This window comes from Novosphingobium terrae, from assembly GCF_017163935.1.
Taxonomy (GTDB): domain Bacteria; phylum Pseudomonadota; class Alphaproteobacteria; order Sphingomonadales; family Sphingomonadaceae; genus Novosphingobium; species Novosphingobium terrae.
Window position 1 is genome coordinate 1777804 of record NZ_JABVZR010000002.1, and the last position, 25918, is coordinate 1803721.

The following is a 25918-nucleotide window of genomic DNA, read 5'->3' on the forward strand; positions in this document are numbered from 1 at the left end:
GAACAGCGCATCGGTGGCAGAGGCCTCGCCCCTTGGAATGCGTTAGGCGAGGCTTGCCACAGACCGTCCCGCCTGCTGCTCGCCCAGGGCTTTGGCGGATGCGGAGAGCACCGCGATCATATTGCCCATGCGGGCGCAGATCTGCGCGGCGATGCCTTCATCGAGCAGGGGCATGTCGATGACGACCTCAAGATCGTCATCGACACAGGTGGCGCTTACGGCAGACGGTACGAGGCCGCGCTGGGCGAAAGGGTCCAGCAGGCGCACCAGTGACGCCGCTTCGGCCTCCGCACGGATCTGGAAGCGCGTGATCATGCCATGATCAGGCCGGCACGCGCTGCTGGGCCGCGGCGATCACCTCGCGTGCCATGCTGTCGGCGATGGCGTGGCTGGGGCGCTTGTCACGCGCGGCCTGCTGCAGGATCTGCTCGACCCGGGCCGGGATGGTGTCGATGCGCGCCTGCACCTGCTCGACGGTTTCGCCCAGATATTCGGCGGAGACATTGATGATCCCGCCCGCATTGACCACATAATCGGGCGCATAGGCGATGCCGCGCTGGAACAGGGCGTCGCCATCCTCGGGGGTCGCCAGCTGGTTGTTGGCGCCGCCGCAGACCAGAGCGGCCTTGAGCAGAGGGATGGTCTGCGCGTTGAGCCCGGCGCCCAGCGCGCAGGGCGAAAAGACATCGGCCCCGACGCTGACGATCTCATCGACAGAGACCACCTGCGCGCCATGGGCCTCGGCCACCGCGCGGGCGCGGGCCGGATCGATATCGGCCACGATCAGGCGTGCCCCGGCCTCATGCAGCAGCGAACACAGATGCGCGCCGACATTGCCCGTGCCCTGCACCGCCACGGTCAGCTGATCGAGGTCGCGGCCCAGCGCGTGGCTGGCGGCGGCCTGCATGGATTTGAAGATGCCCAGCGCGGTCCATGGCGAAGGATCGCCACCCGCACGGCCCGCGCGGCGGGTCAGCCCGGCCACATGGCGGGTATGGCTGGCCACCACCTCCATATCCTCCACGCTGGTGCCCACATCCTCGGCGGTGACATATTGGCCGCCCAGCGCCTCGACCGCCTCGGCAAAGGCGGTGAACAGCGCCTTGCGGTCGAAGGCACCGGCAGGCCGCTGCAAGACAGCCTTGCCGCCGCCGAAGGGCAGGCCGGCCAGCGCATTCTTGTAGCTCATGCCGCGCGCCAGACGGATGGCGTCGTTCAGCGCATCCTGATCGGAGGCGTAATGCCAGAAGCGGCAACCGCCCGCCGCCGGGCCAAGCGCCGTCGAATGGAGCGCAATCACCCCCAGCGCGCCGCTGGCGGGATCATCGATCATCTGGAGATGCTCGGGCAGATGATCGGCAGGATTGTTGTGGCTGGGGGACTGCACCATGGTTCTATGCTCCTTCTGGAGGCATAGGTATCACGACGGGCTTTGATAAAAATTGCTTATATCGGGTTGTGAGCGGTGATATGGGAATGGTGTATTCCCCATTGTGGACTGTATGGATTGATTTATGCTGGATGATCTCGATGAGTATGAAAAGCGCATTCTGGCGATCCTTCAGCTGGATGCCTCCCGCTCGACCACCGATATCGCTCAGGAGATCGGCCTGTCGCAGGCGCCTTGCTGGCGCCGCATCCAGCGGCTGAAGGATGAGGGTTATATCCGCTCGCAGGTTTGTGTGCTGGATCGCCGCAAGCTGGGGCTGCGGGCGCAGATCTTCGCGCAGGTGAAGCTGAACGCACATGGGCGGGCGCATCTGGCCGAGTTTTCCGATGCCATTCAGGGCTTTTCGGAGGTGCTGGACTGCTTTGTGCTGATGGGATCGACCGATTTCATGCTGCGCATCGTCACGCGTGACATCGAAACCTATGAGCGCTTTTTCTTCGACAAGCTCTCGCAGGTGCCCGGCGTGCAGGAGGTGAACTCGATGGTGGCGCTGTCCGAAATCAAGTCGACCACGGCGCTGCCTCTGGACCTTACCGAGCCCGGATCATAGGCACATGCCCTAGCCCGGCTGGCGATGGTCGTGAAAGGCCGCACTGATCGCGCGCAGGGTCTCTCTGGTGCGCGGATCGGACAGGGATGAGTGCAGCACCAGCGACAGCACCGGCAAAACCGGCAGGCCGAAGGCCTCGCCCCGGTCGATCACATCGCTTGGCGCCAGCCTGTAGGGGAAGGGGGCGATCGCCAGCCCTGCCGAAAGAGCTGCCGCAATCGCCGCCGTGCCGCCGGTAAAGACCTCCTCCCATGGGATCGCCGCGCGGTCGAGCAGCCGGGCTGCCACATCGCGGATCGCGCAGCTGGGCGAGCTGATCGCCACTTTCAGCGCTTCCCCGGCGCTGTAATCGAAATTTGGCGAGGCGAACCAGCCGAAACGTTCCTCACCCAGAGGGACGCCTTCGCGCCGGTCATCGTCGCTGCGCAGGATGATGGCGTCCAGCGCCCCGGCCTCAAAGGCATCGAGCAGATCGCGGGCATTGCCCAGCTCGACCTCGACCGCGAGCCCCGGATCGAGCGCCTTGAGCCGGGCCAGCAAGGCCGGAATGCCCGGCCCCATCACATGGCCGCCAATCCCCAGACGAAAGCGGCGGCGCGGGGCGGTCAGGCTGGCCATGGCGCGATCATGGGCGGCGAGAAATTCGCGTGCGGGCTGCTGGAAGATCTCGCCCTGCATCGAAAGGCGCACCTGCCGCGGTGTCCGTTCGATCAACCTCTGGCCAAGGCGATCCTCCAGCCGCTTGAGCTTGACGCTGATCGCCCCCTGCGTGGTGCCCAGCGCTTCTGCCGCGCGGGTGAAGCTGCGCAGATCGGCAATCGCCAGAAAGATCCTGACGCCGTCAACCTCAAGTGCCGCCATGGAGTGATATCCGGATTTGTTGTCTCTGATATTTGATGCCATATGATTGATGGATAATCAAATCCACGCCACCTTCCGTCCCGAGGCCATGGATCGGGCGCGCATGATGCAGCGCGCTGTCTTGCAAGGCTTTTTCGTTTCACCTTCGAGACAGGACAGGGTCATGAACCAAACCCGCCATTCTGAACATCCGGCCCGAAATCTCGCAGCGCTGCTGGCCGTTTGCCTCTCCGCCACCATGCTGGGGCTGGAGATTTCCAGCATCCCGGCCATTCTGCCCGATCTGGAGCGCATCCTGCCCGCCGATTTCCGGCAGCTGCAATGGATCGTCAACGCCTATACGCTGGCCATGGCGAGCGGGCTGATGGCCAGCGGCGCCCTGGCGGACCGTTTCGGCCGCAAGCGGATCTTCATGATCGGCATCGCGCTTTTTGGCCTCGCTTCGCTGCTGTGCGGCCTCGCGCCGCATGCGCCCGAGCTGATCGCCGCCCGCTTCCTGCAGGGCGCCAGCGGCGCGGCGATGCTGACCTGCCAGATCGCGGTGCTGTCTCACCAGTTCCGCCATGGTGCCCAGCGCAGCAGGGCCTTTGCCGCATGGGGGATCACCTTTGGCGCCGGGCTGGGCTTCGGCCCGCTGGTGGGCGTGCTGATCGCCGCGCTGGCCGGCTGGCCCTGGGTGTTCCTGATCCATGTCGGCCTGGCGGTCGTGACCTTCGGTCTGGCGGGCTGGGGCATTGCGGAAAGCGCCAATCCCGGGCTCAGCAGGCTGGATCTGCCCGGCATGGTCACCCTGTCTCTGGCGGTTTTCGCACTGGTCGAGGTGATCATCGACGGGCGGGCGATCAGCGCTGACAATCCGGCCGGGCTGGCGCTGGCCATGCTGGGCGGCCTCGGCATCATCGCCTTCGTCATCATCGAGAACCGCAGTACGCGGCCCATGTTCGATTTTTCCGTGTTCCGGGTGAAGCCCTTTCTGGGGGCGCTGATCGGCTCGGCGGGCATGAATTTCAGCTTCTGGCCTTTCGTGATCTATCTGCCGATCCATCTTCAGGCGGTGTTGGGGCTTGATGCCAAAGCGGCGGGGGCCATGCTGCTGGCCTATACGCTGCCGCCGCTGGTGGTGCCTCCGCTGGCAGAGCGGCTGCTGGCCCGCCATGGCCCGGGCACGGTGATCCCGCTGGGTCTGGCGACCATCGGTACGGGGTTTGCCCTGATGCTGCTGGCGGCCTATGGCCGGGATGCCGATTGGCGGGCGCTGTTGCCGGGGTGCCTGTTGGCCGGTGTCGGGCTGGGCTTGACCAACACGCCCGTCACCAACACCTCGACCGGCGCCCTGCCGCCCGAGCAGGCGGGCATGGCATCGGCGATGGACACCAGCGCGCGGATCATCTCGCTCTCGATCAACATTGCGGTGATGGGGTTGATTCTGGTCCATGGCATTCGCGGCGCGCTGGAGCACTTGCCCCTGCACGGCATGCAGGCCACGGCGCTTGACCAGCTGGCCCGCACCCTTGCCGGTGGCGATCTGTCGGCAGCCGGGCGCATCGGATCGGCGGGGGCGCATGCGGCCTTGCTGGCAGGGTTTCAAGGTGTGATGCTGTATGCCGCGCTCTGCGGCTGGGCGATGAGTGTGATCAGCCTGCTCGTTTTCCGGCAGGCACCCAAAGCGGCGACAGCGGCCCCCGCCCCTGTCGGCATCGAGCTGATGATGGACTGAACATGCCAGGGCCGGGCGCCCGTCGCGGCAGGCGATGTTGGCCGCCGCAGCATGACGGCCCGCAAATCTGCTTAAGGGGGATAACGGATTAGAAAGCCTTTCCATTCATAAATCCGGCCTGATCTCTGCGCTGATCCGGCGGCACGGGATGCCAATCAGCGGTGATGACATGCCACAAGCCCTGCTGCCCTTTCTGGTGAACATCACCATCGCCGCCATGCTGGTGGCGAGTTTCTTCACCATTGCCCAGCTCAATCCCAGCGTGCGCAGGGCCCGGTGGATCGCGCTGTGCTATGGGCTGGGGGCGCTCAATCCGCTGGGGGAGGTGGCCATCCTCTTCGGCGGCGATCTCAAGTGGATGGGCATGATCGCGGCGGGTGGATTTCTGGCCGGGATCACGCTGTACTCGCCGGTGATGTCGCAGTTTTACGGCAAGCGCCCCTGGTGGCGGGCCGCATCGGTGATCGTCATGATCGGCCTTGTCTACAGCTGGGCAACGATCGGCATGCCGCACAAGAGCCTGTGGATCGACCTTGGTTTTCAGGTGCCTTTCGCGCTGGGCAGCGCGCTTTGCGCGATCACCACCTGGCGCCATGCCCCCCCATCGGCGATGAACCGCGTGCTGTCGGGCGTGTTCGTGCTGACCGCGCTGCATTTCCTGCTCAAGCCCTTTGCCGCGCTTTTGCTGGGGGGCTCCGTCAGCGAAACACATTATGCCCATACGCTTTATGCCGTGGTGTCGCAGTCCAGCACGGGCTTTCTGATGGTGGCCGCCGGCTTGCTGTCGCTGATCACCGTGCTGCAGACGGTGGTGCAGGCCAATTCGCTTCAGGCCCGCACCGATCTGCTCACCAGCCTGCCCAACCGCCGCGCGCTGTTCGAACGCTTTGCCGCGCTGACGGGTGACCGGCGTGAGGGCGCAGCGGTGGGCGTTGCGGTGATCGACATCGACCATTTCAAGCGGATCAACGACAGTTTTGGCCATGCGCAGGGCGATGAGGTTCTCAAGGCCGTGGCCTCATGCCTTGACCAGAACAGGCCGTCCTCTGCCATGCTGGCCCGGATCGGCGGCGAGGAATTCGTGATGTTGCTGCCGGGACTGGACGAGCAGGGCACCCTGCTGGTGTGCGAGCATCTGCGGCTGGCGGTGTCGCGCATGCCGCCGGGCCTGTCCCATGCCGTCACGGTGAGCCTTGGCCTGACGCTGGTGGAAGAAGGCGAAGATCTGGCCGACACGCTGCGCCGGGCGGATCGCGCGCTCTATGACGCCAAGCGGGCCGGGCGTGACAGATGCCGTGTCGCGGGCGAGCAGATCAGCGGGCAGGGGCAGGTTCGCCTGGCGGTTGTGGGCAAGGGTTAGGAACGGGGGCCGCAGCTTACTGGCTGGCGATGCCGATTTCGGCCAGCAGCCATTCGCAGAAGCGGCGGATCTTGCGCGTTCTGCGGCGGTGCTCCGGATAGGCGATCCAATAGGCCATGCCCAGGCTGGAGACCTGAGGAAAGAGCTGCACCAGCCGCCGGTCGGACATATCCTGCTTCCAGAAAAACGGCGTGAGCATGGCAATGCCCTGACCCGCAATCGCCGCATGGCCTTCGTTTGCCTGCGAATCCATGCGGATGCCATGAAGGGCGCGCGCCTCTATCTGCGCCAGCCCTGCCTGCTGCAGCCAGCAGGCCCATGACGGATCGTGAGGGCTGATCAGCGGCAGGCGCAGCAGGTCTTGCGGCTGAATGTCTCCCCCTTGTGCCGCCAGAAAGCCGGGGCTGCACATCGGCGTGAAATCCTGCTCGATCAGGCGGTGAGCCGCAAGGTCGGGCCAGTCCCCATGGCCCGAGCGCACCGCGACATCCACGCCGTCACCGGAGAAATCGGCCAAGCCTTCCTGCATCAGCAGGCGGACGGCGATATCCGGATAGCGCATCTGAAAGCGCCCGATCCGCCAGGCCAGCCAGGCGTTGGCAAAGGTGGGGGTGGTTGAAATCGTCAGCGTGGCTTCATCATCGCCCCGCATCTCGGCGAAGGCACTTTCGATCATGTCGAGGCCCGTGCCGATGGTCGCCGCCGCGCGACGCGCCGTATCGGTCAGGGCGACGCGCTGGCGCTCACGCCGGAACAGCATCTGGCCGAGATGATCCTCGATCAGGCGGATCTGGTGGCTGACCGCAGCCTGAGTCATTCCCAGTTCGCGCGCTGCGGCGGTGAAATTCTCATGCCGCGCCGCAGCTTCGAAGACGCGGACAGCCGCCAGAGGAGGGATCTTGCGCATCTGCAGATCATAAGCACAGCTGATGATGTCTGTCGATCAATTGGTTGGCGTGAAGCGGCATGCTGCGGTTATTCCATGTGCAACGTCACACTTGCCCGAAGGATGCCATATCATGGATCATGCCTGCGCACCCTGCCCGGAAAGAGAGGTTTCCTGGCGTTTCCCGATGGTCGGCAAGCTGTGGTCTGCCATGCTTGCGGCCTCCGCCTCTCATGTCCGCATCGCGTTTGACAAGCCTTGGGACTGCTCGACAAGGCAGGGTCGAGAGGATGGCCGCCGATAGGTCAGGCTTATGCACCCCGCTTCCGGCCAAGCCGCCGTTGCGATTGGCATGTCTCGGCAGCCCGGCCCCGCCTCCGTCGCATAAAACGACATGGGGGCGATGACCTTGGCCCCAGGCTGAACGTGACGGAGCGTTCACAGCTGGGCTATTACGACGGTGTTATTTTCGATCCGATGGGCAATCACTGGATCACGCGGCCCTTTGCCAACAAGATCGTTGTCCCGAAGCCCGATTCGCGCCTGATCCCGATCCTGCGGGCACGTTCATCAACGTGCCGACCACTATGGCATGGGACAGGCAAGACCCCACGATAGCCTGTGTGGTTTTTCGTGGCGCCAACATGATTGTCAAAGGCATCGTTCATTCCGGCGGCGCGCGTCCTTCGTAAGATCGCCGGAAGGTTGCGTGGCGGCGCCGTTGGCGGGATCACGCCTGTCGGATGTCCCCTATGGTTGCCGATGTCATTGTGACAAGCTGTTCCGCTGTCGTGCGAAAGACATGCATCGGCGATCCGGCTGCTGCCCATAAGGGCGTCAGGCTCAGCAGATCGCGGTCAACCACCGTGATCACGGGGCAGGCATGGCCGATAGGCGCAACACCGCCCACCGCGAAACCCGTCTTTTCATGGACCCAATCGGGGGCAGCAGGTTTGACAGGCTTGCCGATGAGCGCAGAAACCTTCTTCCTGTCGATGCGGTTGGTGCCCGAGGCGATCACCAGAACAACATCCTCCTCCGAGCGAAAGGCGATCGATTTGGCGATATGGGCCACCGGGCATCCGATCGCTTCGGCGGCGTCGGCTGCGCTGTGCGTTCCGGCGGGAAATTCGGCGATGGTTTCCTCATGTTGCGCCCTGCTCAGCGCTTCGCGAAAGGCATCGATCATGCTGGGGGCTCCTGTGTGCCGGTTCTGTCGGCTTGGTGCGTGCTTCTATCCTGATTCGGGAATGCGTTGAAAGGGCCGCCCTGGGACCTTGCTGTCGTGGCCAGCATCTGTGGCGGATCGCAAAAGCGGCGACATGCCGGGAAACGGGCAGGTCATCAGCCCATCATCAGCGCATCATCAGCCAATCATCGGCCCCTCATCCATGCCGAAGCATGATGAAACGGCCATGGTCGGGCCGGGCTTGCCGCCTCGCCATGATGTCACAGGGAGGCGCCGCCCGAAGTCTTCGTTCACACTCAGGGGAAAAGCTATGAACGGATGTTTTCGTACTCTCTCCCGCATGGGCATCGTTGCAGCTGCCTTGATCCTTGCCGTGCCGATGTCCTTCGCGCAGGCCGTGGATCACGATGGCGAGGCGCCCCATCGCGATGTCCATCTCTCCGGGCTGGATCTGACTCAGGCGAATGACCTCGGCATGGCCCGGAGGCGCATCGCAGGCGCTGCTCGATCCCTGTGCGCCTCGCTTGTCGATCCTGATGGCTTCCAGATCGAGCATGCGGCCTGTGTGCTGGCTGCGCGCGAACAGGGCGCCGTGCAACTCGAAGCCCTGCACCAGAAGGCGCTGGCCGCCGCCGCGACGACCACAAAAGTCCAATATGCCTATCAGGACCGGACGGAGCCCAGCCACAAGGGGAATTGAGCAGCATCTCACGGGGCTGACGCGCCGGAATGGGGCAGGGGCCCGCGCGCCGACAGGCTGGCGTGCCGGGCCCCGATCCCCTCAGATCTCCAGCGTCACCTCGATCTCGTCCCCCTCGCGGATACCGGCCTCCTTGCGCACCGCAGCCTTGAGCGGCAACAGCCATCCGCCGCTCTCACGATGCGGGAAGACCGAGGTGCGCCATGTGGTGGTGCCGATCCGCGCCTTCACCGGCAGCGAGCCGAAACCGGCGGTCAGCCCCATGGAGACGAGTTTCAACTCAGCCGCCGGGCCATCCTCCACCGTCACGAAGAACCAGCGGACAGGTTTCCCGCCCTTGGCGGAGGTCCAGACCCAGACCTTGCCGCTGAAGCTGATGGTGTCACGCTCATGCATGGTTGTGGCATTCATGGTTTGGGCCGGGCTCATGACCCGCATGATGGTGGAGGGTTTCCTCCATCGCAAGCCTTTGTCCCGGCCCTCGCCGCGTAAATCGCCCTCAGGGCTCCAAAATCAGCGCCGCCCCGCCCGAACCCGCCAGATCGATGGCAAGAGCCCCATGGACCGCGCGCACCTCCTTCACCGTTTCGCGCGGTGTGGCGCCATCGCGCCAGAGCGTCATATGAAAACCCGGCCCCAAAAGATCGAGCGGCAGGCTGATGCGGCGCGCCTCATGGTTGTTGAGCACGCCGACATACCAGCGCTTCCCCTTGCGGCGGGCAATGGCGACATAATCCCCCACCTGCCCGCCCAGAAAGCGGGTTTCGTCCCAGACACCGGGCACGCCGCGGATAAACTCCAGCCCCTGTGGGCTTTCGGCATAGGTGTCCGGGCTGTCGGACACGCAGGCAAAGGGGCTTTCATAGGCCACATAGAGAGCCAGCCCGTGCGCGCGCGTGGTCTGCACGAAGGGCCGGTCATTGCGCGGCACGAAATCGGCGGGCGGCACATTGTTGAAGCCGCCCGGCGTATAATCCATCGGCCCCAGCAGACCGCGCGTATAGGCCAGCATCACATTGTGGTCGGCGGTGACGCGGCGGCTCCATTTGTTGTATTCCGCGCCCATCACCCCTTCCTGAGTCAGGAAATTGGGATAGGTGCGCGTCAGGCCGCGCGGCACATAGGCGCCATGCAGATCGACCATCAGATGATGGCGCGCGGCCGCTTCCAGCAGGCGGTGATACCAGTCGACCATGGCCTGATCGTCGCGGTCCATGAAATCGACCTTGATCCCGGCGATCCCCATCGCGGCATATTGGGCCAGCGCGGCTTCCATATTGGCGTCCAGCGCGCGCCAGTTGAACCACAGCCACAGGCGGACATGCTTCTTCGCGCCATAGTCGATCAGGGCGGGCAGATCGATGGCGGGGTTCCAATGCATCACATCGGCGCCGGGGCGGACCTCGCCGGCGCCGCCCGCGCCCTGATACCATCCCTCGTCAATCAGGCTGTAGGGCAGGCCGTTGGCGGCGGCGAAATCGATGAAGCCCTTGGCCGTTTCGGTGTTGGTGCCGGCCTTGGTCACGCTCTTCAGGCTGGGGCCGTTCCACCAGTCCCATGCCGAGAGGCCCGGCTTGATCCAGTCGGTTTGCGCCACGCGTGAGGGCTCGGCAAGGCTGGTGACCAGCGTGGAGGGGATCAGATCGCCCGCTCTGTCGCCCAGCATGATCAGCCGCCATGGCGAGGCCAGCGGTGAACCGACCTTGCCGCGCACGGCGAAGCGCGGATCGTCGAGCGCGGGGGAGAGTTTGGCGGCAAAGCCCGGCCCGCCATCGCCGCGTCCGGTCAGGGCGAGGCCCGCGTAATCGGTGAGGCCCGCCTCGGTGATGGCCAGCGCCTTGCCCTTGCTTTCGCACAGCATCGGCAGGTCGAAAAGGTTATGGGGCCGGGCTTTGGCCGGATCGACCGGCTCATATTCGCCCTCATGGCTTTTGCCGAAGGAGCCGATGTTGAAGCCCCAGCACTGGCTGCCCGGCGCCACGCGAAACTCGCTGCGCTCTTCGCGGATGATGGGGGCCACGATCTGCGGCTGCACCGGCAGGATGGTGCGAAAGGCGACGCCATCATTATAGGCCCGCAATTCGATGGTCAGCGCGCGGCGGGCGCCGTCCTTTTCCGCGAGATGGATGCTCAGCGCGCGATAGCGGTCGGCGGCAGAGGCAGCCTTGCCGGCGATGATGGCATAGCGATCCTCGCCGGCCGACGCCTCGCTGCCGGTGACCGCCAGCCCTGTCGCCAGCGGGCCTTCCGCCAGCGTGAGGCCCAGAGGCGAGGGATCGATCACCTGCTGCCCGTCCCGCTCGGCGGACCAGACGGGCTGGCCCTGCGCATCCAGGGCGAGGCGAATGTGATTATGGCCGTCGGGCGAGGCGACATCGAGCGACTGCGCCAGAGCCGGTGTGGCGAAGGTCAGCGCGACAAGGGGCAGGGCGCCGATGGCGGGTTTGCGGATCATGCCTGTTCTCCCTGAGTGGCGGCCAGCATCCATGCGTCGTCAGACAACCGCAGCGTGGTGGTATCGTCGAGATAGAGGCATTCGCCAACGCCGGCCGCCTCGCCATCGGCGGTGGCGACACCGGCCAGCGGCACGATCCACACCGGTCCCGCGCCAAGACGCGCGCGCAGCAGATCGGCATCGCCCGTGCGCAGCACGGTCAGCAGCGGGTCTTGCACCAGCAGGCGTTCGCGCGGCCCCCCCTCGGCGCTGCGCAGGGCATGGGCCGCATCATAGGGCTGCGCGCGGGAGACCGCCGTGCCATCCTCAAGATGGAGTTCGCGCGGCCTGCCATAGTCATACAGGCGGTAGGTCACATCGACATTCTGCTGAATCTCGACCAGCGTGATGCCCGCGCCCACCGCATGGACCGTACCGGCGGGAATGAAGAAGAAATCCCCCGCCGCAACGGGATGCCACACCATCTTCTGCTCGATCGAGCCGTCGAGCGCGGCATCGCGCAGCTGCTGCGGATCGAGCGCCATGGCGGTGCCGATGCCCAGCGTGGCGCCCGGCTCCGCATCGATGATGTACCAGCATTCCGTCTTGCCACCCGTGAGGCCGCGCGCGCGGCCCTGTGCATCATCGGGATGGACCTGCACCGAAAGGCGCTCGCCGGTGAAGAGATATTTGACCAGCAGCGGCAGATGCGTCCCGTCAGGCGGGGCGAACCACAGCTCGCCGATGGGTTCGCGCCCCTCTTGCGGCGGCTCGGCCCAGCCGGGCAGATCATGGCGGCCCCATGGTTTTTCCACAAGGGTGGCGGCAAGCTTCATGATGGAACCCTTGTTTTACAGGCCCAGCGCGGCAAGCCGGGGCGTGAGCAGACCGGCCATGGCGTCATAGCCCGCTTCGGTGGGGTGGACGTTGTCATAGGACAGGCCGGGCTTCATGCCTCCGGCGCCGTCATCGAGCACCGCGTGATAGTCGATCCAGTCCAGCCCGGCCTGAGCGGCATAATCGCGCATCCAGCCGTTGAGCGCGGCGATCGGCGTGCGCGTGTCGAGACCCGGCCGCCACGGATAGTGCGACGCCGGGGGGATCGAGGCGAGCAGCACCCGCAGCCCATTGGCGCGGGCCAGCGTGGCCATGGCGGCGATGGTGTCGCGGCTCATGGCTTCGGTCATGGGGCCGGTGTTGCCCGCGATATCGTTGGTGCCGCCCATGATATGCACGGCGCGGGGCCGCAGCGCGATCACATCGGCCATCATGCGCAGCAGCATCTGCGGCGTGGTCTGCCCGCTGATGCCGCGATTGACGCGCCCGGGCGTGAAGAAGCCGGGGCGCTTGTCTTTCCACCCCTGCGTGATGCTGTCGCCCATAAAGACGATGCCGGTGGCCGCGCCGCTGGCGATCAGGGCGCGATTGTCGTCGGCATAGCGGCCCAGCCAGGCAAAATCGCTGTGCAGGCGGCGGTCTGCCTCGCTTTCGACCGGACATTCGGCAGCCCTTGCGGGCATGGCCGCGCTGAGCGGCAGGGCGGCGGCCATGCCCATCATCGCGCGGCGGTTGAGCTTCGCTGTCATATCCTGTCCATCCAGTCGCAAGGTGTTGCCGCAAGATCGGCGCCGGGCGTGGCGCCGTGCGCGTCGAAGATCACATGGCGGCGGCCCGGCGCATAGGCGGGCCATGCCGGTTTGCCTGCGGGCGCGGGCCTGCCGCTCCGGGCAAAATCCAGCCAGTAATCCTGCAGGGTGATGGCGGGGCCCAAGCTCCTGCCCTCCATCGCATAGCCGATCTCGGCGCCATGGAAGCTGCGCCCGCCATCGGGCGCCAGATCGAACTCATAGCGCCATACGGGCCATCCCGCCCCGGACAGCAGATCGGACAGCCTGCCGGCGGGGCAGCGGAACAGGATATCGGTCGAGATGCGCAGGTCGCGGTCACCCAGCCTTGGGTCTGCGGCGGGATCGGGCGCGTCGAGGCGGTAGAAGGCGCGCGCCTTGTCCGTCTTGGCGCCAAATGCATCGTCCACATCGGCATCGCGGTGAGGGCGGCCACCGGGCAGGCCGAATTCGGCGCGGTTCGATCCGATGATGACCGGGCGGGCGGGCGCCTCCTGCAATAAGGTCTGAGGATCACGCGGCAGCACGGCGCCGTCGATGGTGGTGCGCAGCCAGAGGAAATCGTCATGCTGGAGCGCCGGATCATGCAGCGCCTTGTCGGCCTCCAGCAGGGCATGGGCCGATGCGGCGCGCAAGGGGGCGATGCTGCCGCCGGTCCCCAGCAAAGCGTCCAGCTGGTCGCCAAGGCGCAGGGCCTGATCGAGCGGGCGCCACGGCAGGCCGAAAGAGGGCGTGCCGCTTTGCAGGATGGCGCGGGCGAACAGGCCTTTGGTGTCTGGCGCGGCCAGCAGCAGGCCGACATCCTGCGCCCCCGCCGATTCCCCGAATATGGTGACATTGGCCGGGTCGCCGCCAAAGCGCGCGATGTTGGCCTGCACCCAGCGCAGGGCGGCGATCTGGTCCATCAGCCCGTAATTGCCGGTATGGCCGCCCTGCTCGGCAGCCAAAGCGCGATGCGGCAGATAGCCGAGCAGGCCGAGCCGGTATTGCACCGCCACCAGCACCACGCCCCGCGCCGCCAGCGAGGCCCGCACCGTCTCACCCGCCGAGCCAGCCCGGTTGCTGCCGCCGTGAATCCACACCATCACCGGCCTCTTCCCGGCCAGAGCGGGGGTGGCGACATCCAGCGTCAGGCAATCCTCGCTGGCCCGCACATAATCGGCATGGTTCCAGCCATAGTCATTCTGCAGGCAGGAGGCGCCGGGGCGGGTGGCCTCGCGCCGGCCCAGCCATGGCACCACCGGCGCGGGCGGGCGCCAGCGCAGATCGCCCAGCGGCGGGGCGGCAAAGGGGATGGCGCGGAACAGCAGCGTTCCGCGATCGTCTGTCGTCCCCGCGATGGTGCCCCCTGTCACGGCCACGGTGGGCGGCGCGGATGGTGCGGCTTGTGCCGCCCCCGTCCACAGCATGGCCGCTGCCAGCAGGGCGACGGCCCGTTGCATCACTGGCCGGCCTCGGCATCCGTCACGTTCCAGCCGCGCAGGCTGACATGCGGGGCGGGGCCGCTGCGGGCGGGATAGCGGATGGTGACCACCTGCGTCTGCCCGCCAAGCAGCGAGAGGTAATTGTCGCTGTAATAGGCGGGCAGGATGCGCTGCCCCTGCGCGTCGAGCAGCGTCAGCTTGGCCGCCAGCGCCGGGGTGGCGGCGGGATTGGTCAGCGTGACGCGCAGCTCCTGCTCCTGCCCGATGGTGACGGGGGCGGCCACCACGGCCTTCAGGGCCACGGGCGGCAGATCATTGAGCGCGCGATAGCTGCTCTCCTCCTTGCCGCGCCAATAGAGGTTGGAGGAGAGGATGTGGCCGCTGCGGTCGGTCAGGCTCTGGCTGACCAGCAGCATCGGATGCCGGGCCAACAGGGTGCCGAGCGGCACGGCGGGCAGCATGGTGTCGCGGTTGGCCGGCGCATCCAGCCTGTCGCGGCGGGCGAAGAGTTCCTTGCCGTCCAGCCCCAGAATGCGGGTGGTGGCGGTCAGGCCGGGGGCATTGTCGCGGGTGGTGTTGATGACGACCACCTCATTGCCGGGCAGGTTGATCTGTACATGCAGCGGCTCGGCGGCCTTGGCGATGCCGTAATAGGCGGCATGGGTGTCATAATCCGAGCTGTAGATCTGCCAGGCGTTGGAGGTCCATGCCGGATGGGTCATCCACAGCAGGCGGCCCGAATTGCGGGTCCAGAGATGGCCCAGAAAGCCCTCGAACATCGCCTTGTGGCCTTCCAGATTCATCATCTGGGCCTTGCGCTCGAAATCCTCGAAGCTGGTGGCCGGACCAAAGCGGCGGTCAAGGCTCTGCATGAAGGTCCTGGTGTCGCCATTGCCGGAAAAATGCCAGTCGTGATAGGCCAGCGTGTCGCTCAGCGGCCAGCGGTCGGCGGGCGGGACATAGGCGCTGACGGCCTCACGCGTGGCCAGCGAGGGTGTGCCGGTTTCCACCGAGAAGCCGGTGGCCAGATCGGTGAAATAACCCTCGGGCTGGCGGTAATTGTAAGGGCCAGATCCTTGCAGATTCACCGTGTTCGAGCTGCCGGTGTACCAGCGCGTGCCATCCAGCCTGAAAAGCAGATCGTCCAGCCCCTCGTTCAGCGTGGGATAGGGCACGCCTTCATTGCGGCCGAACCACACCACGATCGAGGGATGGTTGCGATAGCGCTTCACCACATCCTCGGCATTGGCGAGGAACAGCGCGGGGTCTTCGGGCTCGACCTGGAAATTCTGGGTGGACTGCCAGAAGTCGTTGAGCACCATCATGCCGTACTCATCGGCCAGATCGTAGAATTCCGGCTCGGTGTTGTTGCCCATCCAGTTGCGGATGATGTTGAGATGGGCCTGCTTGTGCAGGCGGAAATAGGGCTCCAGCCGGGCACGGTCATGGCGCTTCAGGGCATCGTCCATGCCCCAGCTGCCGCCGCGCGCGGCGATCTTCACGCCATTGACGCGCAGGGTCAGATGCGGTTCCGGCAAAGTGTCCTCGGGGCCGAGGTCACGCACGGCGGGCGAGGTCTCGCCTGCTGCCGTCAGCGATTCCACCCAGCCTTTCGGGCTTTGCTTGATGGCTTCATGGCGGATGTCGATCAGCCTGGTGTCGCTCAGCCGCCCGTCGGTGGGCTGCACATTCACGCGGCGCAGATGCCCGGCCCTGTCCATCAGCGACAGATCATAGGAGACCTCGCGGATGCCGAAGCGGGTGGTCGCCGTATCGCTGCCCTGCCCGGCCACGCTGGCCTCCAGATGCAGCGTATGCAGCGCGGGCTCGCCATAGCCGTTGGGCCACCAGAGGCGCGGATTCTTCACATGCAGCGCGGCGAAATCCGCGGGGGTAAAGCGCGCCTCGCTCTCCCCCGGGGGCGCGGTGATCTGGCGGCTGACGCGCACATCGTCAAAGCTGGCGGTGACGGTGACGGTCTGGGCCTGAGCACTGTCATTGTGGAGCGGCACGGCGATGGTGATGTCGGCGCTGTCGATGCGGGGCAGGGGCAGGTTGGTGATGACCTGCGCATCGCCCAGCCGCACCGGGCCGGTCGCGTCCAGCTCCACATCCTGCCACAGGCCGGTGTCGCGGTCACGGATGCCGGGAATCCAGTCCCAGCCCTCGGTGGCCACGAAGGTCGGGCCGTCGATGGCCAGCTGGCCGCCGTTTTCGCCCACGCCCGCGCTGATCGACTGTTCATGCGGGATGCCGGGATGGGGCGGAGGGGCCACGCGGATGGCGATGGTGTTCTCGCCCGATACGGCGGCGAAGGTGAAGCGGCCGCGCGCGAAGGCACCCCTGGTGCTGCCCGCGCGGGCGCCGTTGATGAACACCGTGCTGGCATAGTTCACGCCGTTCAGCACCAGCGAGAGCTGCTTGCCCGCAGCTTCGGGCGGCAGGGTGAAGCTGGTGCGATACCAGTAATCCTGCCGGGCGAGGCTCTCCGGGATCTTGAGATTGTTCAGGCCATAATAGGGATCGGGATAGACGCCGCGATCGACCAGCGTGGTCAGCACCGTACCCGGCACCGTGGCCGGGCGCCACACGCCCGCAGGCTGGCCGGGGCGGGAGAGGGTTTCGCCGTCCTTCGCCACATCGGGCGCGGCGGCCAGCTGCCAGCCGTTGATGCGCCAGCGGCCTGTGCCAAGGGCCTCCACCGCAGGGCGGGGCGTGACGGGCTTCGCCACGGGGGCGGTGGTGCCGCCCTTGGCCTGAGGCAGGGTCGATGGGTCCTGCTGGCGCCAGTAGCCGGTGTTGGCGGTTTTCTGGAATTCCCAGCCAATGCCCACATGCCAGATCTGCACCAGATCGAAATCGGGGCGCTGAGCCGCCATGGCGGCGATCGCATCGGGCGAGGCTGCGCCGGGCGTCAGCTGCGCGGAAACCAGCGTGCCGTTGAAATGCGGCTGGCCGGCCATGGCGGGGGCGAGGTGGATCTGGCCGGTGACCGCGGGGACGGGCAGGGCGCCCCTGGCCACCACACGGCCATCGACATAGAGCTGCGCGCCATCGGGCGAGAGGGTCGCCGTCACATGGGTCCAATGCCCGGCGGCCAGCGGCGTGGCGGCGATCAGGCGGAAGGTCTGGCCCGAGAGCAGCGCGGGACGCCCATCGACCAGCGCCAGACTGCGCGTCACGCCCGCCAGATCGCCCAGCGCGATCAGCGTGGTGGTGCCATGGGCTGTTTCCTGCGGGTTGACCCATGCGGAGAAGGTCTGACCAGCGGTTGCCGTCAGCAGAGGGGAGGACGCCAGATCGCGGTCGATGCCGATGCCGCCCGCGATAAAGGCGGCGTTGTAGGGCCCCAGCCCCTCCAGCGGCGACGGGTTGGCAGGGGCCGCTGCGGCCTGCAAGGCCAGACCCAGCACCGACACTGCGACACAGCCCGTCAGGCGCCGGGCGATCTTGCGCGAAATCATCATGCTCTCCCACGTCGCCTGGCCAAAGGCTGCGACCTTGTCGTTTTCTTTCCCGATCGGGTATGCTGGCAGCATGATCGGGCTCCATTAATAAGTCAATTTAAAATAATTATTAAATCCACGCGAGCTGTGTGAAGCCTGATGGAACCATGTCGCTTTGGCAGCGGGGCGTGCTATGACCTTGCCATTCGACAGCCTTATCCTTCTCAACCTTAAACAAAATTGTTTCAATTAAAGTTTGGTCCCAGGCCTCCGCCTGTGGCAGAGACGGGTTCACCGCTGCAGGGGCGCATAAACGGGAGGCTTGATGGCCTCCGAAAGGACAATCGATGACGGCCAGACTGATCCTCCCGGTGAATGCGCGGTGACATCCACGATGAGCGACAGCCCGGTTCGGCTCTCCGGCACCAATCTTGAGCGCGCCGCCGATCACAACCAGCGCGTGACCCTGCATGCGATCCGCATCAACGGCCCGATCACCCGCGTCGATCTGGCGCGCATCACCGGGCTGACGGCGCCCTCCATCGCCAACATCACCAAACGCCTCGCCGCCGAGGGGCTGATCGATGAGGCCGGGCAAAGGCGCGGCGGGCGCGGCCAGCCGGCGACCAATCTGGTGGTCAACAAATCGGCCTGCTATGCCTTGGGCGTCAACATCGACCGTGATCATATCACGCTGGTGCTGGTCAATTTCGCGGGTGAGGTTCTGGCTCAGGCCACGCGCGACATCGATTTCCCCACGCCCGAGGATGTGCGTGACCATTATCGCGCCTCTGCCGCGCAGCTGGTGGCGCAGGCGGGGGTTGATGAGGCGCTGCTGGTCGGGGTGGGCGTGGCCATGCCCGACGATTTCGGGGTGGTCGATCTCCCGGGCCGCCCGAGCGATTATGCCCGCTGGGAAAGCGCGGATATCGCGTCCCTGCTGGCCGATCCGTTCCGCCTGCCGGTTTTCGTGGAGAATGACGCCGCCGCCGCCGCCATGGGCGAACAGCAGCTGGGGCATGGCCTGCACGCTTCCAGCTTCTTCTATCTGCTGGTGTCCTCGGGGCTGGGCGGCGGGCTGGTCATTGACGGCAATTACGTGCGCGGCGCGCATGGGCGCAGCGGCGAAATCGGCTTTCTGCCGGCCAAGGGCACGGGCGATCAGGTGCAACGCCTTGTCTCGCTTTCGGGCCTCCACCGGCTGATGGCGGAAGAGGGGCTGGCGCCTTCCGCCTTGCGTCAGGAGGAGGATGAGCGGCTGGCGCGGGTGCGCAGGCGCTGGGTGACTCAGGCCTGCGATCAGCTGGTGGAGCCGCTGGTCGCGGTGAACTGCCTGATCAATCCGGCGGCGGTGATGATCGGCGGGCGCCTGCCGGGCGGCTGGATCGAGGATCTGGCAGACGCGCTGAACACCGCTCTGGCGGAGCGGCGCCATCATGTGCCGGTGCCCGCACCGGTGATGAAGGCGCAGCTGGCCGAGGAGGCTCCGGCGGTCGGCGCGGCGGTGCTGCCCTTCAGCCATTTCCTGCTGCCAAAAGCGGCTGCGCTCTGGACACAGGCGAGCCCGGCCTGACGGATTCCAGCGCAGAAAAGCCTAGCGCAATGGGCCCCAGCGGCCCGGCCTGATCACCAAGGGCGGGCGGCAGGATGAAGGGTTCCCCGGGCAGCGGGATGTAACCGGCGACACTCTCGCGCAGCATGCGCTCGATCATGCCGCGCAGATGGGGCTGGCCATTGGCAACGCCGCCGCCGATCAGGATGCGGTGCGGGCCACAGCTCATCAGCATGCCATGGCACATCTGCGCCAGCGCATGGGCCACGCCGGTCCAGACCGGGTCCTGAGCGGTGGCCTCATGAAGTGGCTTCTGCCCCAGTCGCGCCTTGATGGCGGGACCGGCGGCCAGCCCTTCGACGCAATCGCCGTGATAGGGGCAATGGCCCGGCCATATGTCTCCGGGCAGGCGGGGCACGCGGATATGGCCCAGCTCGCAATGACCCAGCCCGCGCGTGGGCCTGCCATGGACGACCAGCCCCACGCCGACGCCGGTGCCCACCGTGACATAGGCGAAATCCTCCAGCCCCTGTGCGGCGCCCCAGCGTCCCTCGGCAAGGGCGGCGGCGTTGACGTCCGTGTCGAAACGGCAGGGGACATCATGGGGGCCGCTCAGAATGCCCAGCACATCGGCGTTGCGCCAGCCGGGTTTGGCGGTGGCGGTGATATGGCCGAAATCGGGTGTATGCGGCGTCAGGCCAACGGGGCCGAAGGAGCCGATCCCCAGGGCGGAAAAGGGGCTATCGCAAGCCCAGCGCGCCAGAATGGCGGAGAGGGCAGGCAGGGTGACATCCGGGCTGGTGGTGGGCACGGTGGTCTGGTCCAGAATGCGGCGCTGGTCATCGCAGAGCGTGGCCACGCATTTCGTGCCGCCCAGTTCGATGCCGGCTATGCGGTGTGTCATGCGAAAGATCTCCATGGGGCAATGGCGCGCGTGGATCGGGCGCATGGCCTCAGGCGGGCCGGGATGACCTTTGTTGGCATGGGTTGCCCCTCTCCTGATCAGCGTCTCTGCGCGATATTATTTAAAGAAAATTATTTTATATATTTGCCCGAGCTTCGCTGATGCGTCAAAGAGAATTTTGAGATATGCCGTAAGCCTATGATTTTGTGCTGATATGGCCGGGCGCCTTCGATGCTGAGGGGGAAATTCTGCCACCACCATCCCAACGGTGAAGCCGCCTTGGGCGCGGCATGTGGCGTCGCAGCGCTCTGGCGATAAGAATCGCGCTTCGGCGATTGATTTGGCGTGCTTCGCCTGCCCCTGCCATTGCCCGCCCCCTCAAGGAGGCTAAGGCTCGGCCACGCACGGCAAGCAAGGCCGGAAGGAAAGCCGCTCGCGGGCAAGGCGCGAGGCAGCGATGGGATGCGAGCCGATGTTCGAGGATGCAGGAGCGGCGCGGCGCATGCCCGAGCAGAGCGATCTGCTGGCGCAGGTTGCCCAGCGTTACCGCGCGGCGCTCAACGCCTATTTCCGCCGCCGCGTGCCGCTGGCCCATGAATGCGAGGATCTGACTCAGGAGGTTCTGCTGCGGCTGGCCCGGCGCGGTTGCGATGCCAGCATCCAGAACGTTCAGCCCTATGTGTTCCAGATCGCCGCCAGCGTGCTGGTCGACCATTTTCGCCGTCGCAACCGCCATGGCGCCGATCTGACCGATTCCTATGCGGAAGAGGATTTTCCCGCAGTCGAAACCTCGCCCGAGCAGGCCATGCTGGGCGATGAAAGGCTGGACCGCCTGCGCCGGGAAATCGCCGGCCTGCCCGAAAGGGCGCGGCAGGCCTTCGTGCTGTTCCGCTTCGAAGGCATGAAACAGGCCGAGATTGCCGAGCGTATGGGGATCACCGTCAGCGCCGTGGAAAAGCATATCAAACTGGGTATGATCCGCCTGGCCACCGCCTTTGCCGGAGCGGACTGAGGCCATGCCGCCAGAGGAACACCCCATGCACAGGTCCGGGCAGATCATGGAGGAGGCCGCCGACTGGCTGCTGCGCCGCCATGCCGGGCTCGATGCCGCCGGCGAGCAGGCATGGACGCAATGGCTGGCGCAGGACCCGGCCCATCGCGCGGCTTTTGAAAGCCTTGCCGGGCCGTGGCAGGCGCTCGACGGTCTGGCGGATGATCCGCAGATCGCGGCCCTGCGTGAGGAAGCCCTGACCCCGGCCCCAGAGGCACAGGCCCGTCATTCATGGCGCTGGCCGCGTGCTCTGGTGGCCGGTCTGGCGTTGCTGGCGGTGAGCGGCGGGGCATGGTGGGCGCTGCAGGATCAGCTGGAGAGCAGCACGCGTGAGGTGCTGGAAACCGGCAAGGCGCAACGTCAGGATTTCGCGTTGGCCGATGGCTCCACGGTGACGCTGGATGCGGATTCCCGCGTGGAGGTGGTGCTCTCCGCCCATCGCCGTTCGCTCGATCTGGTGCGGGGGCAGGCCTATTTCCGCGTCGCTCATGACCGGTCGCGCCCTTTCGTGGTGGCGGCAGGCCCGCGTGAGGTGGTGGCGGTGGGCACCGAATTCGATGTCCGGCGCGGGCAGCAGCAGGTGACCGTGGCCCTGACTCAAGGCCGCGTGCGGGTGGAGCCAACGGGCAGCTTCAGCGCCAGCCAGCCGATGATCGAGGGCGGCGCGGAACTAACTGTGGGACAGGCCCTGACCTTTGACCGGGCCAGCCAGCGCACGCTGATCACCCATATGGATATGGCTGCCGTGCAAGGCTGGCGACAGGGGCGCCTGCATTTCGACCATGCAACACTGGCCAGCGCTGTTGAGGATTTCAACCGTTACGCGGCAAAGCCCTTGCGCCTTGCCGATCCATCTCTGGCCGATCTCTCGGTCAGCGGGGTGTTCAGGGCGGAGGATGCTCAGGGTTTCGCCACGGCGCTCAGCCTGATTTATCCGGTGAGCGTGCAGGCCGATGAGCATGAAATCCTGCTGAAGCCCGCGCCCCGCCGATAAGCTTCGCGCCTGGGCCATCATTTTTCCGTTCACCACCTGCGGAATTCGCAGGGGGTGGCGTCTCCTCCCTCCGGAAAGACCGCCAGTCAGGGCGGCTGGGTTCCAGAGGAGGGTTTATGAAAGACAGGCTTGGCCTATGCGCCGCATTGATGGCCAGCACGGCGCTGGGGGTTCCCATGGCCCATGCCGCGCAGGAGCAGGCAGCAGCCCCTGCCGGTGACGGCATCAGCGAGATCATCGTCACCGCCGCGCGCCATGAGCAGAATTTGCAGAAAGTGTCCGCCGCCGTCTCGGTGATCGACGGCAGCGCGCTGAAAGAGAAGGCGCAATCCGATATCGCTCAGGTTCTGGCCTCCACCCCCAGCGTGCAGACCACAGGGCAGCCCGGCGGCTTCAGCGTGGATGTGCGCGGCATGGGCGGCGATCTGCCAGCGGGCACGGCGCAAGGCTCGGCGGCGGTGGTCTTCGATGGCGTCTACAACATCAACTCGCAGGGCACGACGGTCGGCTTTTTCGACGTCAACCGCGTGGAGGTGCTCGCCGGGCCGCAAAGCACGCGTTACGGCCCCAATGCCGATGGCGGTCTGGTCAATGTCTACACCAACGACCCGAAGCTCGGGAAGCTGGAGGCCTCGGGCGCCTTCACCTATGGCAATTACAACACGTTGCGCGGTGAGGCGATGCTCAACATCCCCATCAGCGAGACGCTGGCGCTGCGCGTGGCGGGCGCCGTGCTGTCCCGCGACAGCTATTTCCATCCGGCGGAGGGTGAACAGCGCGCCCAGTCGCTGCGGGTGAAGCTGCTGTACCGCCCGGTCGATGCGCTGACGGTGAAGCTGAGCTATCAGCTCGATCATATCGGTGGGGCGGGCAATGGCTCGAACGTCTTCCCGGTGGGCACCAGCAAGGTGCCGATCTATTCCGGGGATTCGATCAACAACACCGGGGATCCATGGGCCCAGTCGCCCTCCAACCCGGTCAACACCACCACGGCCAGCATCTATCAGCACACCTTTGGTGGCACAGCGAGCTATGACTTTTCGCGCGCCGTGGCGCTGGATGTGCAAGGCTCTTACACCACGATCCATGGTGGCGAAGTGGCGGGCCTCAACACCAACCCCGGGCCCTGGGGCACGGGCGACACCGCGCCTTTCTCCAGCGTGACGCTGGATGAATTCAACAAGTTCAACCAATATACGGGTGAGCTTCGTCTGCATAATGGCGCGGGCAGCAAGGTCTTGTGGAACCTTGGCTTCTACCATTGGAACTATCAGTGGACCTATGCCGCGCACAACAATGATCCCACCGCCAATTTTGGTCCTGCGCTGGCCAACAATGTCTATTCCGCCACGGCCACCAATGCGCTTTATGGCGAAGTGACCTATCCGCTGACCGACAGCCTGCGCATCATCGCCGGGCTGCGCAACAGCTGGGATGCGCGCACCAACTCCTTCAACAACAATGGCGTGGCGACGCAGCGCTTCACCACCAATCTGTCTCATGCCGATTACCGCGCGGGCGTGGAGTATGATGTCGCACCGCGCTCGATGCTGTATGGCACGGTGTCGACCGGTTATCGACCCGGTGGGCAAAGCTCCTACAATCCCACGACCGATGTGCTCAACCGTTATCAGAGCGAGGTCAACACTGCTTTCGAGATCGGGTCCAAGAACCGTTTCTTCGATAATCGCCTGCAACTCAATGCCGATATGTTCTACTACCATATCAGCAACTACCAGAACCTCGATAAATACAACGGTTTTTATTATCAGGGCGTGATCTGCACCGCGCAGGATACGCGCGCGGGCTGCACCACGCCCACCTTTGGCATGGGCGCGCATACGCTGGGCGCGGAACTGTCGCTGGCGGCCAGCCTGACCGCTGACGACAAGGTGAGCTTCAACGGCACCTGGCTGCATGCGCGCTTCAACAAGACGCAGGGTACCTGCGCCACGGTGGGGCTCACCGCGGCAGCGGCGGCCATGACCTGCCCGGACGGCTACAACAACATGCAGACCGGCGCGCTGCAGTTCTTCGATCTGGCCGGCGCCGTGCAGCCGCATTCGCCGACGATCTCCTTCACCTTCGGCTATGATCACACCTTCCATTTCAAGGACGGTGCCAGCCTGAAGCTGGGCGGTCAGGCCTTCCATACCTCCAGCTATTGGGTCAATCCGGTGCAGGATGCCGATCTCTACGGCTTCCAGCCCGGCTATTGGAACGGCGAACTCAACGCCCGTTTCCAGCCTGCGAATGAGCATCTCTCGGTCTCGGTCTATGTCCGCAATCTGGCGAATTATGCGGTGAAGACCTCGGTGCTGCCGATCACCCAGATCGGCGATCCGCGCACCGTCGGCGTCACCTTCGCGGCCAAATATTGAGGAGAGGCAGGCGGTCGCCACCTGTGGTGGCCGCCTGCGATAAAGGGCAGGACCATGCAGGCAAGACGATGGCATCGCTGGGTGGGGAGCGCGCTTGGCCTGCTGCTGCTCTATCTGGGGCTGACGGGCAGCGTGGTGCAGGGGATCGACCTGCACGCGCTGCTCACCCATGCCCCCGAAACGGACCCGGAGATGATGGCCATCCGCGAAAGCATGGATGGCCCCGGCAATTACGCGGTGATCGCCGCCAGCGATTACACCGCCGCTGCCTTGCCGCCTGCCTCCGATCCGGCGGCCATGGCGCAGCGCGTCTTCGCTGCTGCCCATGCCAGCGCGCCGGGCAACGCGATCCGCTGGGTGGATTTGCGCATGCAGGGCGGCAAGGCGGTTGGGCAGGCGGGGATGGGCGAGGACGCCCTCTGGCGTTTCGATCCGGCCAGCGGGCGGCGCCTGCCCGATCCGCCCGTGATGCGGGAGAAGGGGCCTCCGTTCTCCTGGCATCTCTATGCCAAGCGCTGGCACCGGCTGTGGAGTTTGGGCGATGGCATGCTGTGGCTTAACGCTCTGGCGGGGCTGGGGCTGGGATTTGCGGTGATCGCCGGGCTGCTGCTGTGGTGGCAGCTCTATCGCGCGCGCTGGCGCATGGGGCGGCGGGCCCCGGCATGGAAGGGCGGCGGCGCGGCGCGGGTGGCGCATCGCGCGCTGGGGCCGGTGATGGCGGTGCCTTTGCTGGTGGTGGCTGTCAGCGGCACGATCCTGTCGATCGACAGTCTGGCCCTGCAGATCTATCGGCTGCGTTATCCTGATCGACTGGCCTTTGGCGTGGTGCCTCAAGGCATGATCGCGGATCAGAGCCGCCCGCTGACAGCGGGCGAGGTGTCCACCATCGCCCGCACCACACTGACCCTCCATCAGGCGGAGAGCGGCGGCGCGCCGATCCGCGCCCTGCGTATCCGCATCTTCGCGGGCATGCCGCAAGGCGTGATCATCACCGGCGAGCCGCTGGCCCGCCAGCTGGTTTACGACACTGCCCAAGGCCGCCGCGCCGGCATGAGCGAGCCGACCTATCCCGATACGGTCTTCCCCACGGGCTGGGACTGGCATGAAAGGCTCAAGCGCATCCACCGCGGCGATGAGTTCGGCATGATCGGGCGCTGGCTGGGGCTGATGGCGGGTCTGTCGCTGATGTGGTTCGCGGGATCGGGGCTGTGGATGTATCGCGAGCTGTATCTGCGGCGCCGGAAGGGCGGGCGCCAAGCCCTGTTCTGGCGCTGATCCCCCTGCGGGCGTGATCATTTCTGCGTCGGGGCTGAGCGTAACGGGGGAATCCCGGCCCGGCCCTCTTGCAGTCCGCGCCCGACCATGGCCATCTCCCCGGCAGAAGCGTCACAGGC

General features: G+C 65.9%; 21 protein-coding genes. 9 read left to right on the top strand and 12 right to left on the bottom strand.

The genetic code is table 11. The features are described 5' to 3' along the window. Window positions 1–42: 42 nt before the first annotated feature. Entirely contained in the window at window positions 43–315 is a 273-nt protein-coding gene (locus HGK27_RS25840; RefSeq protein WP_206243696.1) for a hypothetical protein, read from the bottom strand. Window positions 316–322: 7 nt separating this feature from the next. Further along, window positions 323–1390 carry a Leu/Phe/Val dehydrogenase gene (locus tag HGK27_RS25845; protein WP_206243697.1) on the bottom strand — a complete coding sequence of 356 codons (1068 nt, stop codon included), beginning with the start codon at window positions 1388–1390 and terminating at the stop codon, window positions 323–325. Between the two features lie 124 nt (window positions 1391–1514). On the opposite strand from HGK27_RS25845, the gene HGK27_RS25850 reads away from it, so the two are divergent. Then, window positions 1515–2000: an Lrp/AsnC family transcriptional regulator gene (locus HGK27_RS25850; RefSeq protein ID WP_206243698.1), complete on the top strand. Its 486-nt coding sequence runs from the start codon at window positions 1515–1517 to the stop codon at window positions 1998–2000. Window positions 2001–2009: 9 nt separating this feature from the next. Here HGK27_RS25850 and HGK27_RS25855 read toward each other — a convergent pair whose 3' ends face one another. Further along, window positions 2010–2861: a LysR family transcriptional regulator gene (locus HGK27_RS25855; RefSeq protein WP_206243699.1), complete on the bottom strand. Its 852-nt coding sequence runs from the start codon at window positions 2859–2861 to the stop codon at window positions 2010–2012. Window positions 2862–3024: 163 nt separating this feature from the next. Between HGK27_RS25855 and HGK27_RS25860 the strand changes: the two genes are divergently transcribed. Further along, a complete protein-coding gene (locus tag HGK27_RS25860) occupies window positions 3025–4578 on the top strand; it encodes an MFS transporter (RefSeq protein ID WP_241127475.1) in 1554 nt (517 codons plus the stop codon). A 169-nt stretch (window positions 4579–4747) separates the two neighbouring features. Then, window positions 4748–5938: a GGDEF domain-containing protein gene (locus HGK27_RS25865; protein WP_206243700.1), complete on the top strand. Its 1191-nt coding sequence runs from the start codon at window positions 4748–4750 to the stop codon at window positions 5936–5938. 16 nt (window positions 5939–5954) lie between these two features. Here the strand turns inward: HGK27_RS25865 and HGK27_RS25870 are convergent, their stop codons facing one another. Next, entirely contained in the window at window positions 5955–6845 is an 891-nt protein-coding gene (locus HGK27_RS25870) for a LysR substrate-binding domain-containing protein (protein ID WP_206243701.1), read from the bottom strand. A 709-nt stretch (window positions 6846–7554) separates the two neighbouring features. Beyond that, on the bottom strand, window positions 7555–8013 hold the full coding sequence (locus HGK27_RS25875) for a YbaK/EbsC family protein (RefSeq protein ID WP_206243702.1): 459 nt from the start codon (window positions 8011–8013) through the stop codon (window positions 7555–7557). 310 nt (window positions 8014–8323) lie between these two features. On the opposite strand from HGK27_RS25875, the gene HGK27_RS25880 reads away from it, so the two are divergent. Continuing rightward, a complete protein-coding gene (locus HGK27_RS25880; protein ID WP_206243703.1) occupies window positions 8324–8713 on the top strand; it encodes a UrcA family protein in 390 nt (129 codons plus the stop codon). Window positions 8714–8794: 81 nt separating this feature from the next. On the opposite strand, the gene HGK27_RS25885 is transcribed toward HGK27_RS25880, so the two are convergent. From HGK27_RS25885 to HGK27_RS25910, 6 genes are all read right to left on the bottom strand, one after another. Then, window positions 8795–9142, bottom strand: a complete 348-nt coding sequence (locus tag HGK27_RS25885) for a DUF1905 domain-containing protein (protein ID WP_241127477.1) — start codon at window positions 9140–9142, stop codon at window positions 8795–8797. 70 nt (window positions 9143–9212) lie between these two features. Continuing rightward, entirely contained in the window at window positions 9213–11168 is a 1956-nt protein-coding gene (locus tag HGK27_RS25890) for a glycoside hydrolase family 97 protein (RefSeq protein WP_206243704.1), read from the bottom strand. After that, window positions 11165–11983: a class I mannose-6-phosphate isomerase gene (locus tag HGK27_RS25895; protein ID WP_241127479.1), complete on the bottom strand. Its 819-nt coding sequence runs from the start codon at window positions 11981–11983 to the stop codon at window positions 11165–11167. The genes HGK27_RS25890 and HGK27_RS25895 overlap by 4 nt, the downstream gene beginning before the upstream one ends. 15 nt (window positions 11984–11998) lie before the next feature. Continuing rightward, window positions 11999–12733, bottom strand: a complete 735-nt coding sequence (locus HGK27_RS25900) for a GDSL-type esterase/lipase family protein (RefSeq protein WP_241127480.1) — start codon at window positions 12731–12733, stop codon at window positions 11999–12001. Next, on the bottom strand, window positions 12730–14214 hold the full coding sequence (locus HGK27_RS25905; RefSeq protein ID WP_206243705.1) for a carboxylesterase/lipase family protein: 1485 nt from the start codon (window positions 14212–14214) through the stop codon (window positions 12730–12732). The genes HGK27_RS25900 and HGK27_RS25905 overlap by 4 nt, the downstream gene beginning before the upstream one ends. Then, the gene (locus HGK27_RS25910) at window positions 14214–17663 is read right to left on the bottom strand and encodes a glycosyl hydrolase 2 galactose-binding domain-containing protein (RefSeq protein ID WP_206245559.1); all 3450 of its coding nucleotides are present in this window, start codon (window positions 17661–17663) and stop codon (window positions 14214–14216) included. The genes HGK27_RS25905 and HGK27_RS25910 overlap by 1 nt, the downstream gene beginning before the upstream one ends. A gap of 373 nt (window positions 17664–18036) precedes the next feature. Here HGK27_RS25910 and HGK27_RS25915 point away from each other — a divergent pair, with 373 nt between their 5' ends. Then, the gene (locus HGK27_RS25915; RefSeq protein ID WP_206243706.1) at window positions 18037–19215 is read left to right on the top strand and encodes an ROK family transcriptional regulator; all 1179 of its coding nucleotides are present in this window, start codon (window positions 18037–18039) and stop codon (window positions 19213–19215) included. On the opposite strand, the gene HGK27_RS25920 is transcribed toward HGK27_RS25915, so the two are convergent. Further along, window positions 19157–20098, bottom strand: a complete 942-nt coding sequence (locus tag HGK27_RS25920; protein WP_206243707.1) for an ROK family protein — start codon at window positions 20096–20098, stop codon at window positions 19157–19159. The two genes, HGK27_RS25915 and HGK27_RS25920, sit on opposite strands and share 59 nt — an antisense overlap. Before the next feature lie 472 nt (window positions 20099–20570). Here HGK27_RS25920 and HGK27_RS25925 point away from each other — a divergent pair, with 472 nt between their 5' ends. The 4 genes from HGK27_RS25925 to HGK27_RS25940 all read left to right on the top strand — a co-directional run bounded on the left by HGK27_RS25925 (window position 20571) and on the right by HGK27_RS25940 (window position 25799). Then, complete coding sequence (locus tag HGK27_RS25925) at window positions 20571–21110, top strand: RNA polymerase sigma factor (protein ID WP_241127484.1); 540 nt, start codon at window positions 20571–20573, stop codon at window positions 21108–21110. A 25-nt stretch (window positions 21111–21135) separates the two neighbouring features. After that, a complete protein-coding gene (locus HGK27_RS25930) occupies window positions 21136–22143 on the top strand; it encodes a FecR family protein (RefSeq protein WP_206243708.1) in 1008 nt (335 codons plus the stop codon). A 116-nt stretch (window positions 22144–22259) separates the two neighbouring features. Continuing rightward, complete coding sequence (locus HGK27_RS25935) at window positions 22260–24524, top strand: TonB-dependent receptor (protein WP_206243709.1); 2265 nt, start codon at window positions 22260–22262, stop codon at window positions 24522–24524. Window positions 24525–24578: 54 nt separating this feature from the next. After that, window positions 24579–25799 (top strand): PepSY-associated TM helix domain-containing protein, encoded by a 1221-nt coding sequence (locus HGK27_RS25940; protein WP_206243710.1) that lies wholly within the window; start codon window positions 24579–24581, stop codon window positions 25797–25799. Window positions 25800–25918: the final 119 nt, after the last annotated feature.